This window comes from Sphingomonas azotifigens NBRC 15497 (assembly GCF_002091475.1).
Lineage (GTDB): Bacteria > Pseudomonadota > Alphaproteobacteria > Sphingomonadales > Sphingomonadaceae > Sphingomonas > Sphingomonas azotifigens.
In genome coordinates this window covers 1-13,370 of the sequence record NZ_BCTR01000074.1, presented here as the reverse complement: position 1 = coordinate 13,370, position 13,370 = coordinate 1, and the positions used below count along the sequence as shown (strand labels likewise).

The window sequence follows — 13,370 nt, the reverse complement described above, 5'->3', positions numbered from 1 at the left end:
TTGCCTTCGCGATCAGGTGGCCGGTGCGGACGGAGGCAAGGCGCGGTGGCGCGGCGTTCCTTCGGGTGTCACCTCCGCCTTGTGGAGCACGTCGCCACGGCGCCAGTAGATCTCATAATATCGCCCGTCCCCCCGCACCTCTTCGATCATGGTGATGGTTCCCGCGGCTTCGATGCTCGGCAGGACGGCGGCAACGGCGGCGGGCAGTTCGGATCGCGAAACCATTCGCTCGATCACAAGCCCGCCATGCTCCTCGCGCTCGACGGCGACCCGTCGCATGCCGCCCCAGTAGAGCTGGAGTTCGTGCTCGTCCCCAGGCGCGACGTACGAGATCCAGGCGCGATGGATCGCCATGATCTGGCTGCCCGACAGGCTGAACATCGCAACGCCTGATGCCACCATCGCAAGCAGCCCGGCGCGTCGGAAAATGCGCTCGTGCATCAACGACAGGAGACGGCGGGAGGCGAACGACGCGGCAAGCGCCGCAACGGCGACGAGCGCGCCCGCAATCAGCGCCGATCGCGGCAGCAAGCCGAACGCCGCATAGAGCCCGATCTTCAGAAGGTGCAGCAGCACCTCGTTGGTCGCGCGCGTCGCGACGATCTCCTCCTTGCCAAGTCCCATGCGGTAATAGGCGCGATTGAACACCACCCCGACGGCCCCGGTGAAACCGGATAGCAAGCCCGCCGCGGCGCCAAGCCAGGGCAAGCGGCGGAGGGACATCGGCTGCTCCGCTCCGGGCGGTGGTGTCCGGCGAAACAGCAAGGGGAGGTTGAGCAGCAGGAAGCAGCCCAGTAGAAACTCGACATAGACGGGTTCGAAGCGCGTCAGCAGCCACGCACCCAGCGCCGCACCAGGCAACGCCGTCGGCACGAAGCGGCGAACGACGTCCCAGCGAATATGGGCCCACAGCAGCCAGATGCGGGAGATCGAACTCACAGCCGTGCCGATCGACAGGGCACCGGGAATAGATGCCACCGGCAGGATCAACCTCAGGAGAGGCACGAGAACGAGGCCAGCGCCGCCACCCGCCACTGCACTGACGACAAAGGCGAGGAAGGCGGCGACAAAGACGAGCGGGACGATCATGCGGCGCTGATAGCGCGACCGTTTGGCGAATCCCATGCCGCCGAACACGGGACAAGCTACCGCTGCAGTTGGGACCCACACAGGCCTGGTGCCTCGCATAAGGCTGCGCGGCAGCAGGTGTGACTTGGAGAACAGCAGGGCACAAGCCGGTCTGCGGACATGGACCGATAGACGCGAGAGGCATATCACCCGGGTCCATTCCAAGGAGCGGTTCAGATGGCGGCCACCCAATCTCCGTCCAGCAAGACCTGGGCACAGACACGCGGCGCGAAATGGCGCGATCAGCTCGATCCGATGGAGGCGATGCTGGCGCCGATCGATGCCCCGCTGATCGCGGCGCTGAACCTCTCCGAGCGCGTGCGGATCGCGGAAATCGGGGCCGGCGGCGGCGCCACCACGCGGGCAATCGCCGCCGCCGCGCCTCCGGGCAGCACGATCGAGGGATTCGACATCTCACCAGAACTTGTCGAGGCCGCCAAGGCCCGTGTTGGCAACGCTGCGCGCTTCACCTTGGCAGATGCGGCCCATTTCCGGCCCACAGAGCAATTCGATCGCCTCGCCTCGCGATTCGGGGTGATGTTCTTCGAAGCGCCGGAAACAGCTTTCGCCAACCTGCTGCAATGGTTGCGGCCGGAGGGAACGCTCGCATTTGCGGTTTGGGGGCCGGCCAAGGAAGTTGCCTTCATGGCAAGCGTGCGGGAGGCGGTGGCGGCAGTGATCGAGCTCCCGCAGCCCGAACCCGACACGCCGGGACCCTGTCGCTATGGCGATCCATCGGGGCTGCTCGCGCTGCTCGAAGCCGCTGGGTTTCGGAATTGCGATGCGCGACCTTGGCGCGGAGATCTGCAAGTCGGCGGCGGCATGCCTCCTGAGGCGGCAGCCGAGTTCCTGCTGGCATCATCGTCCGCTGCTGCGCCGCTGGCCGAGGCCGGTGCCGGCGAACAGATTAGGGCGAGCGAGCGGCTGGCTGCGATCTGCGCCGAAAACGTGCTTGATGGCACGGTCTGGATGCCAGCGCGTGTGGAGATCATCACCGCGGTCGCCTGAACAGCATGCTTTCGGGCCGCGCGCATAGTCCTTCGGTTCCGCCGACGGGACACGCTGAGCGTGTTCGCACTGAGGCCCATTAAACGTGGCGCCCCTTTTCGGTTCCTCGCTCCTAAATGTACGTTCGGCGGCTTTAGACCGGATCGGACGGCAAGGTTGGCAAACGCGAACGAGACTACAGCCGAAAGCGAGATGGACGCGTTTTGGGACTTTGCTGCCGTTCAAGAGGATGTTTGGGAACGACGGGTTTCGGAAAAAGCAGTCCCTCTTCGGTCGCACCAGTCTGCATCTGCACAAGCGCGGCCGACCAAAAGCCATCCACGGCTCATTTCTTGAGAAAACCGTGCAGGTGGGCAGTGCAGATGAGCGGGTGCGGCCTGTAGGGTGATTTGCAGTGTCGCGCCAGGAGGTGCTGGCGCCGAGCCTTCCGGCGATACATACTGCATTTTGAAGCTTGCCTACTTATCCTATTCTTCCGCATCAATGTCCGCGGTCGAGCAATTCCCGTACCTTGGCAGCCAGCGTGGCATAGGTGAAAGGCTTGGAGAGAAGGTCGACATCGGGGTCGAGCCGATCCTCCCGCATGATAGCATCGCGCGTATAGCCGGAGGTGAAGAGCACGCGCAGTTCCGGGTGCAGCGCCTTCGCGCGGCTGGCCAGTTCGGGACCGGACATGCGCGGCATCACGACGTCCGTCAGCAGCAGCGTCGCGCCGACGCCGTGGCCGCCGAGCAAACGCAGTGCGCCATCGCCGTCCTGCGCCTCGACCACCTGATAGCCCAGTTCGCGCAGAATGCCGACCGTATAGGCGCGGACATCGTCGTCGTCCTCGACCACGAGGATGGTCTCGTCGGCGCTGCCCATCCGCGCTGAGGGGCATCGCTCCTCGGCCTCTAGGAGGACGTCCTGCTGCTTGCGGGCCAGATAGAGTCGTACGGCCGTGCCGTGACCCTCGGTGGAGTCGATGGTGATGTGGCCGCCGGACTGCTTCACGAAGCCATAGACCATCGACAGGCCCAGCCCGGTACCCTTGCCGACTTCCTTGGTGGTGAAGAACGGGTCGAACACCTTGGCGACCGTCTCCGGCGACATGCCCGTACCGCTGTCGGTCACCGAGACGACGACATAGGCGCCCGGCGCGCACCCGCCGGGGCGTGCATCCTGCACCTCCACATTGCGGGCCTCGATGGTCAGCCCGCCCCCGTTCGGCATGGCGTCGCGCGCGTTCACCGCGAGATTGAGGATCGCGTTTTCGAGTTGGTGCGGATCGACCTCGACTTTCCAAAGCGCCGCGTCGGTGTCGATCCGGATCGCGATCGTCTCGGTGATCGAGCGGGTGAGCAGGTCCGACATGCCGGTGAGCACGCGGGCGATGTCGATCGTCTTGGGCTCGAGCGGCTGGCGACGCGAGAACGCAAGCAGTCGCTGGGTGAGCGAAGCCGCGCGCTCCGCCCCTTTCAGCGCATTCTCCAGCGAACGCCGCATTCTTGGATCGTGGTCCATGTCCATCCGGCGGACGACCGTGTCGATATTGCCGATGATGACGGTCAGCAGATTGTTGAAGTCGTGCGCGATGCCGCCGGTCAGCTGGCCAACGGCCTCCATCTTCTGGGCTTGGCGCAGCGCTTCCTCGGCCTCCCGCCGCTCCGCGACTTCCTGCTGGACGCGCATCTCCAGCGTATCCGCCAGCTCGCGCAGCCTTGCTTCCTGCTCCTTGGCCGCGGTGACGTCATAGATCACGCCGATCAGGCGATAGCCGGATCCTTCGCGGACGACCTCGCCGCGGCGCGCGATCCAGCGATGGCTGCCATCGTCATTGCGGACGATGCGGAACACCGCCTCCAGCGTATCCCCGATCGCATCGCTGCCGGGTTGCGGCAGCAGAAGCGGCTCGCCATCGCACAGCACACTGTTGATCGTCCGCACAGGCAGCACCGCGGCGGGGTGCAGGCCGAGCAGCTGGCAGAACTGGCTGGATACGGTGGCGGTGGCGAAGCCGTCACTGTATTCAAACGTGCCGACGCCGCCCGCCGACTGGGCGATGCGCAACCGCTCCTCGGTCCGCTTGCGTTCGGTGACGTCGATGAGCAAGCCAGTGAAGCGCACCGGCGCGTCATCCTCGTCCAGATGCGCCTGGCCGCGCCCGTGCATCCACAGGGTCGAGCCGTCCGGCGCAAGTACGCGGAACTCCTTGGAGAAACGCTCGGCCCCGGCGAGCATGCCGGCCACGGCGATGCGAATCCGCGGTCGATCCGCCGGATGGATCGCGGCGAAGAAGGTCGCCGTCGGCAGGTCCCTCGTGGCAGCTTCGGGTTCCAGCCCGTACAGCTCCGCAAAGCGCGAATCGATGCGCAGGGCGTCGGCCGCAATGTTCCAGTCCCAGCTGCCGCTCGCATCGGCGGCGGCGAGGATCGACCGAACCTGCTCGGCGCCTGCCTCAGCCATCGTCCCCAACCACCCGGGCGATGAACTCGTCGAGCAGTTCCTTCAGCTTTTCGAGCGAGGGGATGTCCATTATCATCGCGATATAGCCGCGGATGTCGCGCTTGCGCACAGCGAAGTCGATATAGAGGAACAGCACCAGCCCGTCCTCGTCACCGGCATCGTCGATCTCGAACAGCGCCGCACTGTTGCCGTGCAGTACCTCGGGAATGGTCATCGCCAGCGAGCGCTTGAGCATGTTGGCGATCGTGGCGAGGCAGGAATTGAGGATGACGTTGCCGGTTTCGGTCAGCGCCTCGCGCTCCATCTCGGCCAGGTCTTCGGCGGAGAGGCTTTCGTCGGTTACGGCGCGGACCAGCTCAAGGCTGTTGCTCTCGGGGAAAATGAGCAGCGCGCGGCCAGCGAAGGCACCGTCGAAATCCTGCCGCACGGCGACCAGTTCGGCCGCCTCGCGTTCGCTGATCAGCCGGGCCGCGCGGCGCTGGCTGACGATGTCGATCGCGGGCACCGACAGCGTCACCTGGTCGCCGATCATCTTGCGCAGGCTGGAGGCGGCGCGCCCTACGCCGATATTGACGATCTCGGTCAGCGCATCGCGCTCGAGTTCGCCGAGCGTCACGCTGTCGCGGATCACGCCTTCGCCGATCGCAGGCGAAGCGCGGCGCCCGAGAGAAACGCCTCGAGGCTGTCCGCGCTGACCGGCTTGGGGACGAACGCGGCCCCGATCGCGCGGGCGCGGGCGATGATCTCGTCCTGAATGTTGGCAGTGATGATCGCGATGGGCATGTCGGGACGCATAGCGTGGAGCTCGCCGGCAAGTTCCAACCCGTCCTTGTCGGCCATGTTGAAATCGATCAGGCACACATCCACCGGCTGGGCGGCGACCACCTCGTGCGCCTGTGCCGCGCTGCCCGCCTCCGCCTTCTGCCACTCCGGCTGCAGCTCGGCGAGCGCCTTGCCGGCAACGATGCGCGCAAGCTTGCTGTCATCGACAATAAGGACGGTAACCGGCATTCGGAACTCCAGATCAAGGCCTGCGCACCGCGAAGCGGTTCGGCTACGCAACGGTCCTAGCGATGAATTGTCACGCTGTCATTGCAGCAGATTAAGCAGGTATCGTGCCAGGAAGTCCGCGGCCGGCATGCCGCGGATGGGCGGCCGCGCCGCAAGCAGCACCTGCGCCACGGCAAGATGCAACCGCTGCGCCGCGCCCAGATCGACCGTCCGCCCGGGCGCATCCTGCAACGCGACCAGCAACGTGTCCGCATCCTCGGCCGCGCATCGGCCGATCAGATGGATGGCATCGGCGTCGATCCGGACCGTCATGCGACCAGCGCCGGCAGATCGAGGACGAGCAGCACGCCGCCGTCGCCGAGTAGGGTCGCGCCGCCGATGCCCGATACGCCCGCCAGCAGCCCGCTGGGCGGCCGCACCACTGCGTCGATGCGATCGGCGAAATCATCGACCCGCAGCGCGACGCGTTCGCCCTCGGCGCTGGTGACGAGCAACTTGGCATGAGCGCCGAGCTGCTCGGTGCCCCCCAAGAGGCGGGCTAGGCTGAGCACCGGCACGGTACGGCCGCGCAGGACGCAGGCGGTACCCTCGCCGATCGGCAGCAGCGCCGATTGCGCGACGCGGACCGTCTCCACCACCTGGTCGAGCGCCACGCCGTAGCGATCCCCGGCCGCCTCAACGACGAGCAGCCGGGTGGTGAGCGCGTTGGCGGGGAAGCGCAACCGGAAGCGCGTGCCCTGACCAGGCGTGCTGTCGATCGCGATCGTGCCCAGCAATTTCTCCACCGCCGCCTGAACCGCATCCATGCCGACCCCGCGCCCGGAAACGCCGGTGACCGTCTCCGCCGTCGAAAAGCCGGGCGCGAAGATCAGCCGGAGTGCGGCGGGGTCGCTCAGCTGGTCGGCCGCCTCGGCCTCCAGCAGGCCGCGGGCCACGGCAGTCGCGCGGATTCGCGCCGGGTCGATCCCGCCGCCGTCATCGGCCAAGGTGATCGCCACCGCATCGCCCTCCCGGCTCGCGGTGAGCGTGACCCGTCCCTCAGCAGGCTTGCCGGCGGCGGCGCGCGTTGCCGCATCCTCGATGCCGTGGTCGATGGCGTTGCGCAGCAGGTGCAGCAGCGGCTCGGATAGCCCTTCCGCGATCTGCTTGTCGACCTCTAGCCCGTCGCCTAGCATGGCGAAGGCGATCGGCTTGCCGAGGGTCGCTGCGATCTCGCGGGCGAGGCGCGGCAGGCGGCGGAGCGTCGGTGCGAGCGGCACCAGCCGCACCGCCGCGACGCTGCGCTGCAGGTTGGCTGCGCTGCGTTCGATGTCCGCCTGCGCGGTTCGGACGGCAGCGGCCAGCGCGTGATTCTGGGCCTCGACGCGGGCGGCGAGCGGCGCAAGGGCGTTCACCGCGACCAGCAGTTCGCCGAGGCCATCGGCCAGCGCATCGACGCGCGCGGCGTCAATCCGCAGCGTGGTCGTGGGGCCTGCTTCGGCGGGCGCGTCGGGGGCGGGCGCCGGGGCGGCCGCCTCGATTCGATGCAGGGCGATCTGGTCCGGCATCATCCGGAAGGCGGCGCGCACCGCCTCCGGCGAGGCTGTGCTAAGCCCTTCGAGGATCGAGATGCAGCGGAACGGCTCGATCGCGTCGAGCGCGGGCCAGCGACCTTCGGCCGAACGGATATCGAGCCGGCGCAGGTCCGGGATCGTGGCGACGATCGCCAGCGGATCCTCGCCGCGGAAGAAGCAATCGGGATCGGGCGTGTAGCGGAACGCCACCACGGGGCCCTCGGCGCCGTCGGCCAGCTGCCGGGCCCAGTCCGGTGTTGCGGCGGAGGATGACACGGGTGCGGCGGCCTCCCGCCCGGGCAGGCCCGCGATCAACGCCGCCGCGACACCGTCTGCATCCTCGCCGAGCGCGCCCCGCAGCTCCACATCGTCGATCCAGCGGTCGACGCCGTCCAGGCACGCGACCAGCGCGACCGTTCCCGCGCCGTCGAGCGCCATGCTGCCCTTGCGCGCGCGTTCGAGGACGTCCTCGAACGCGTGGAGCGTGCGTTCCGCCGCCGCCATCGGGAAGATCGCGACCGAGCCTTTCAGCGTGTGGATCGCGCGAAAGGCGTCGTCGATCGCGGCAGCGTTGCCGGGATCGCGTGCCAGCACATCGAACGCCGCCGCCGCCTGGGCGACCAGGTCGCGCCCCTCGACCAGAAATTGCGCCAGCAGCTCGTCCATCACGGCTTACGATAGACGATTGCGTCTTCAAGGCGAGCCATTGTGAACCGGTCTGTGATCCGCGCCATGGATTCGCTGTGCCCGAGGCAGACGAAGCCGCCGCTGTTGAGGCTCTCGAACAGGTTGGAGGCGGCGAGCTGCCGCGAGTCATCGTCGAAATAGATCAGCAGGTTGCGGCACAGGATCACGTCAAACCGGCCGAGCCCGGTGAGCGTCGCGCGATCGACGATGTTGGCGGGGGTGAAGCGCACCGATTCGCGCAGATCGTCGATGATCTTGCGGCGATGGCCGCGCTCGGGTTCGAAATAGCGCTCGACCACGTCCGCCGGCAGCTTGGCCAGCGCGCGCGCCGCATAGCGCCCCGCCTGCGCCTGGGCGAGCGCGGCGGTATCGAGGTCCGATCCGACGATCTCGATATGATAGGCGTCGACAAGCGGCCAGTTTTCGAGCAGCCAGATCGCGATCGAATAGGCCTCCTCGCCCGTCGAGCAGGGCATCGACCAGATGCGGATCAGGTCGCCGGGGCGCCGCGTGCGGATCAGCTCGGGCAGGATCTGCCGGGCGAGCGCGGCGAACTGGTGTTCCTCGCGGTAGAAATAGGTCTCGTTGATCGTGAAGGCGTTGATCAGCGCCTCGCGCTCAGCCGGGTTGGTGCCGACGAAATCGAGATAGCGCGCCGCCTCGGCGATGCCGCTCCGCGCCATCCGCACACCGATCCGCCGTTCGATATAATAGCGCTTGTTGGCGCCGAAGATCATTCCGGTCCAGCGATAGAGCAGCGCCCCCACCCGCGCGACCTCATCGTCGGAAAGCGCCGCCGGGGGTGCGCAGGCAAGGGTGCTCTCCCGCGTCACCGTGCGAAGCAGGCGAGCAGTTCGGCCGGGAGCCGATCGAGCGGTGCCACGATCGTGGCACCACCGGCGGCGACCAGCGCCCCCGGCATACCCCAGATCACCGCGCTGTCGGCAGATTCGGCAAGCGTCGTGCCGCCCAGCGCCTTCAATTCCTTCATGGCGCCGGCTCCGTCATTACCCATACCGGTCATCAACACGCCAACCAGCCGCTCGGGTGCGACGCTCTTCATCGCGCTCGTTACAAGGCGATCGACGCTGGGATGCCAGAAATGCTCGGCGCTGCTCGGCACGGCGGCCGCGGCGAGCGCGCCCGCGCGGCGGGTAACGACGAGATCGGCATCGCCGCGACCGATATAGACGTTGCCCGGTGCAAGCACCGTCGTGCCCGTTACCTCCTGGACGCTCAGAGCGCACAGCTTGTCGAGCCGCCGCGCGAGCGGGCCGGTGAAGCTCGCGGGCATGTGCTGCGCGACGAGGATCGGCCAGGGGAAATCCTCGGGCAGATTGCGGAGCAGCGCATCGAGCGCCGGCGGTCCCCCGGTCGAGCAGCCGACCAGCACCAGCCCCTCGGGCGGCAGCGGAGCGACGCGCGGCGCAGCAGGTTTGGGTTCGGCGGCACCCGCGGCCCGTGCCCGGACGCGCTCGCGCAGCCGCGTCGTCCGAGAGATTCGCGCGCCCGCTGCGCTACGGACCTTCTCGACCAGCGCGGGGACGACGGTATCGATCTCCAGCGATAGCGCGCCCCGAGGCTTGGCGATGAAATCCACCGCGCCAAGTTCGATCGCCTCCAGCGTCTCGTCCGCCCCTTCCGCGGTAAGCGCGGATACCATCACCACCGGGCACGGCCGCGTCACCATGATCCGATCCAGGCAGGCCAGCCCGTCCATGCCGGGCATGTGGATATCGAGCGTGATCACGTCGGGCGCGACCTCGGCGAGCAGGTCGATCGCCTCGGCGCCGCTCCGCGCGACCGCCACCTCGAACCCGCCGGCATCGGTGAAGATGTCGACCAGCAGGCGCCGCATCAGCGGGGAATCGTCGACGACGAGCAGCTTGATCACGATGCGGCGGCCATGCCCCGCAGCAGATCCTGTTCGGCGCGGTCGAGCAGCTCGCGCGGCGAGACGATCAGCACGATCCGGTCTTGATCGGGAAGATTGGCGACCCGTTCGAAAACGCGCGTCTCCGCGCCGCCCAGGTCGGGCGCCGGGCCCACCGCCTCGGCGGCGATGCGCAGGACCTCGGAGGCGGAATCGACCACGAAGCCCGCCTGCAACTCGCCGATGCGGACCACCACCACGCGCCGCTTGCCGCCCGCTGCGGTGCCCACGCCGAAGCGCTCAGCCTGGTCGATCACCGGCACCACCGCGCCGCGCAGGTTCATCACCCCGTGCACGAAAGCGGGAGCCTTGGGCAGGCGGGTGAGCTTGCGCGGCAGCGGAGCGACTTCCTCCACCGCGGCAATTGGCAGCGCGAAGTCGCTGTCGCCGATCCGGAACAGGAGAAACTGTTCGCCCGTCGCGTCCATGGCGCTTTCCTCGATCTCGTTCGCGGTACTGGCTTGCGTGAGCCGCGCGGTGATGTCTTCGCGCAGCAGATGCTCGGCGGCGAGCAGCGACACCAGCCGCCGTCCCCCGTCGAGCCGGCAGATCGCCTGGATCCGCGTCTCGGCACTCCCCCGGGTGAGCACCTGCGGTATCGCGTCGATCGCGGCCTCGGGCACGCGCTCGACCCCGCGGATCGAATCGACCACCAAGCCCACGCAGTGCGGCCCGATCCGCGCGACCACGACGCGGGTCTGCGCGGTCGCTGCCGCGGCCGGCATCGCGAGCAGCGCGCGGAGGGAGAGCAACGGAAGCAGCGCGCCGCGAACGGTGGCGCTGCCGACGACCACCGCGTTGGCGTGCGGCATTGCCGCGATCGCCTCGGGCAGCCGCAGCACGCTCTCAACGGCGCCCAGCGGCAACGCGAATTCCTGGCTGCCGAGCGCGAAGACGACGAGCGGCAGCACCGCGTGGTCCGCGGCTTCGGCCACCGTTTCCTCCGCCACCGAACGGCCGACGGCCCGGCGGCTGCCGTCCGGGGCCAAGTTCGCCGCGATCAGCGCGGGCAGGTCGAGCATGCGGGCGCCGCTATCGCCGTCCTCCGCCAGCGCATCGACGGCGTCCACCGCCAGCCCGAACAGCGCGCCGTCGTCGACGATCACGACCCGCGCCTCGGTGCCGACCGGGTGATCGACCAGATCGGCCAGCGACAACACCGGCACCACCGCCCCGCGGATATTGGCCAGCCCGAGCAGCGCCCTGGGCGCATGCGGCACCCGCGTCAGCCGCGGGATGCGGGCGACCTCGCGGACGATCGGCGCGGGCAAGGCAAGCCGCTCTCCGCCGGCTTGCAGCGTCAGCACCCGCAGTCCCGCCGCGCCCTCGCTGCCCATCGTGTTCAGGCCGCCTGCACGGCGATTGCGGTCGCGATCTGAGCAATTTCCTCGATCGCGGCGGCCAGCAACTCGGCCCCCTGCGCCTGCTGGCGCGCGGCGGCGCCGGCCTCGCGCGCGGCACCGTCCGCCAGATCCGCCGCTTCGGCGATCTGGGTGGTGCCGCTGCGGATCTCGCGCACGGAGCGCAGGATGTCCTGCGTGCAGGACAGGATCGCATCGTTCGCGCCGCGCGCCGCCTGCAGGTCCTCGCTCATCGACCGGAAGCGCTCAACAAACGCACGATTGCGGCCGATTTCCACTTCGGCCGCGCCGATCACCTGTTCGAGGTCGCGGCGCACCGTCGCGATCTGCTCCTGCATCGTGCGCACGATGTCCGCCGCGCGATCGGCGCGCGTCGCCGAATCCTGCGCGAGCTTGCGGATGTCGCCCGCCACCAGGGTGAAGCCGCGCCCGGCCTCGCCCGCGCGCGTCGCCTCCACCGAGCCGCTCACCGCGAGCATGTTGGTCTGCACCGAGATCAGCGCGAGCTTGCCGATGATCTTGTCGATGCCGCGCGCCGTATCCGCCAGCGCGGCCAGTAGATCGAGCACGGCGCGAAGCTCCGCCAGACCATGCTCGACGCCTCCCGCCAGCCGTTCGATCGCCGCGCCGCTCACCACGACGCCCTCGACGATCGCGCCTATCCGCTCGGCCGCCGCGGAGGCGCGCGCCTGCAGCACCTCGGCCAACCCCTCGATCTGGCCCATCGCCGTATCGGCCTGCATGGTCGCGGACGCTTGGATCTGGGTGCCGCGCGCGATCTGTTCGAGCGCGACCAGGATCTCGCCCGAGGCACCCGAAAGCTCCTGCACCGTTGCCGACAATTCCTCGGCCGCGGCAGCGATCTGCTCGACCGCGCCTTGGTTCGCACTATCGCCTTCCAGCGCCTGGATGAGGCCGCCCAGCATCTCGGCGGTGCGCTGGCTTTCCTCCAGCGATGTGCCTTGCTGCTCCACCGCCTGCTGTGCCTGCGCGGTGGCCGCCGATTGCTCCTCGGCGGCGCTTGCGACCTGCTCGGCGCCTTGCTCGGCCTCCGCGGCGGCAGCCTCGGCCTCCCCCGATGCCTGGACGATCGCCGCCGTGCCTGCACCCAGCGCCGCCAGTTCCTCGCGCGCCTCCTTGAGATGCACGACGACGGCGCGGCCCGACTGCGCCTCGCGCGTTGCCAGTTCGGAGGCCGCGCGCACCTGCCGTACCACCCGGTTCACCTCGCCGACGACGCTCGCCGCCAGCTGCTGGATCTCGCCCGCGCTGGCTTCGGCGCTTTCGGACAGCGCGCGAACCTCGTCCGCCACGACTGCAAAGCCACTCCCGGCATCGCCGGCCCGGGCCGCCTCGATCGTCGCGTTGAGCGCGAGCAGGCTGGTCTCGTCGGCAACATCGGCGACGCTGACGCCCACCGTGCCAATCTCCCCGGCCACCTGCTCCAGTGCGTCGATCACGGCGACGGTCGCGAGCTGTCGCTGGGCGTTGAGCTCGATCGCGACGACCGACACCTCGATCTGCACGCCGACCTCGGCAAAGGCGTTCTGGACGATTTCGATCTGGCGGCGCGCATCCTCGGCCCGCGTGCTCGCGTCCCTGAAATTGGCGTTGAGCGAGGCGATGAGGCCCTGCGATTCCTGAGCCGCGCCGGCGGCTTCCTCGGCGCCGCTCGCGATCTGGTCCATCGCCCGCTGCAACTCGCTCGCTGCGGCGGAGGCCTCGGCGATGCCGCTGGCCAGTTCCTGAACGGCCTGGTCGATCCCCTCGATGGCATTGGCGGGGCGGCGCGCTCGGCGGGTAACCCGCGCCTGCGGGACGGGCGCCGATGCCGGCTTGGCCTCTGCCGCCGTGGATCCTTCCCTGTCGCGTTTTGCGCGAGCGCCAAGGGTCGATTTCTTCACCAGCGCCATTAGAACTCCAGGGATATTGGGCTTTCAGCCTGTTTAGAGCACAGCGGACGACGGCGCCAGCATCTGCATAGCGGCGGGCACCTGCCGTCAAGCGATGCGGGGACCGACTGCGTTTGTGGCAGCGCGCTACCGCCGGTTCGGGGACTATGGCAGAGGATCATCAAGCTTTTCTGACGATCCCGTCCGGGCCACACCAAGCCATCGCTCTGACGGGTGGAGAGCGTTCTTACCAGCGCCATCGGCTGCTTTCGGCAGCATCGGACGTTCAATCGTTCGAAAGGCATGACCGATTGTGGTCGACTGCTGCCGCGAACATCGAGCGGCGCTATTT

Annotated in this window: 12 protein-coding genes; 2 read left to right on the top strand and 10 right to left on the bottom strand. The window is 68.5% G+C overall.

Annotated elements, in window-relative coordinates; genetic code table 11:
* Positions 1 to 12 precede the first annotated feature (12 nt).
* Complete coding sequence (locus SAZ01S_RS20645) at positions 13 to 1,137, bottom strand: sulfite exporter TauE/SafE family protein (RefSeq protein WP_245825069.1); 1,125 nt, start codon at positions 1,135 to 1,137, stop codon at positions 13 to 15.
* Positions 1,138 to 1,305: 168 nt separating this feature from the next.
* Here SAZ01S_RS20645 and SAZ01S_RS20640 point away from each other — a divergent pair, with 168 nt between their 5' ends.
* Positions 1,306 to 2,136, top strand: coding sequence for a class I SAM-dependent methyltransferase (locus SAZ01S_RS20640; protein WP_084584142.1), 831 nt, complete (start codon positions 1,306 to 1,308; stop codon positions 2,134 to 2,136).
* A gap of 480 nt (positions 2,137 to 2,616) precedes the next feature.
* On the opposite strand, the gene SAZ01S_RS20635 is transcribed toward SAZ01S_RS20640, so the two are convergent.
* The 9 genes from SAZ01S_RS20635 to SAZ01S_RS20595 form a co-directional block, all read right to left on the bottom strand.
* The gene (locus tag SAZ01S_RS20635) at positions 2,617 to 4,581 is read right to left on the bottom strand and encodes a PAS domain-containing protein (protein WP_084584141.1); all 1,965 of its coding nucleotides are present in this window, start codon (positions 4,579 to 4,581) and stop codon (positions 2,617 to 2,619) included.
* Positions 4,574 to 5,212 (bottom strand): chemotaxis protein CheX, encoded by a 639-nt coding sequence (locus SAZ01S_RS20630; RefSeq protein ID WP_084584140.1) that lies wholly within the window; start codon positions 5,210 to 5,212, stop codon positions 4,574 to 4,576. Before SAZ01S_RS20630 ends, SAZ01S_RS20635 begins: the two co-directional genes overlap by 8 nt.
* Entirely contained in the window at positions 5,209 to 5,592 is a 384-nt protein-coding gene (locus SAZ01S_RS20625) for a response regulator (protein ID WP_084584139.1), read from the bottom strand. The genes SAZ01S_RS20630 and SAZ01S_RS20625 overlap by 4 nt, the downstream gene beginning before the upstream one ends.
* 78 nt (positions 5,593 to 5,670) lie before the next feature.
* A complete protein-coding gene (locus SAZ01S_RS20620) occupies positions 5,671 to 5,904 on the bottom strand; it encodes a hypothetical protein (RefSeq protein ID WP_084584138.1) in 234 nt (77 codons plus the stop codon).
* Positions 5,901 to 7,811, bottom strand: coding sequence for a chemotaxis protein CheA (locus tag SAZ01S_RS20615; protein WP_084584137.1), 1,911 nt, complete (start codon positions 7,809 to 7,811; stop codon positions 5,901 to 5,903). The genes SAZ01S_RS20620 and SAZ01S_RS20615 overlap by 4 nt, the downstream gene beginning before the upstream one ends.
* Positions 7,811 to 8,665: a CheR family methyltransferase gene (locus SAZ01S_RS20610; RefSeq protein ID WP_084584136.1), complete on the bottom strand. Its 855-nt coding sequence runs from the start codon at positions 8,663 to 8,665 to the stop codon at positions 7,811 to 7,813. Before SAZ01S_RS20610 ends, SAZ01S_RS20615 begins: the two co-directional genes overlap by 1 nt.
* Complete coding sequence (gene cheB / locus SAZ01S_RS20605; RefSeq protein WP_084584135.1) at positions 8,662 to 9,726, bottom strand: chemotaxis-specific protein-glutamate methyltransferase CheB; 1,065 nt, start codon at positions 9,724 to 9,726, stop codon at positions 8,662 to 8,664. The genes SAZ01S_RS20610 and cheB overlap by 4 nt, the downstream gene beginning before the upstream one ends.
* Positions 9,723 to 11,102, bottom strand: a complete 1,380-nt coding sequence (locus tag SAZ01S_RS20600) for a chemotaxis protein CheW (protein ID WP_084584134.1) — start codon at positions 11,100 to 11,102, stop codon at positions 9,723 to 9,725. The genes cheB and SAZ01S_RS20600 overlap by 4 nt, the downstream gene beginning before the upstream one ends.
* 5 nt (positions 11,103 to 11,107) lie before the next feature.
* Positions 11,108 to 13,039, bottom strand: a complete 1,932-nt coding sequence (locus SAZ01S_RS20595) for a methyl-accepting chemotaxis protein (protein ID WP_084584133.1) — start codon at positions 13,037 to 13,039, stop codon at positions 11,108 to 11,110.
* A gap of 146 nt (positions 13,040 to 13,185) precedes the next feature.
* Between SAZ01S_RS20595 and SAZ01S_RS24305 the strand changes: the two genes are divergently transcribed.
* Positions 13,186 to 13,370: hypothetical protein (locus SAZ01S_RS24305; RefSeq protein ID WP_218018139.1), on the top strand; the 185-nt coding region annotated here is incomplete at its 3' end.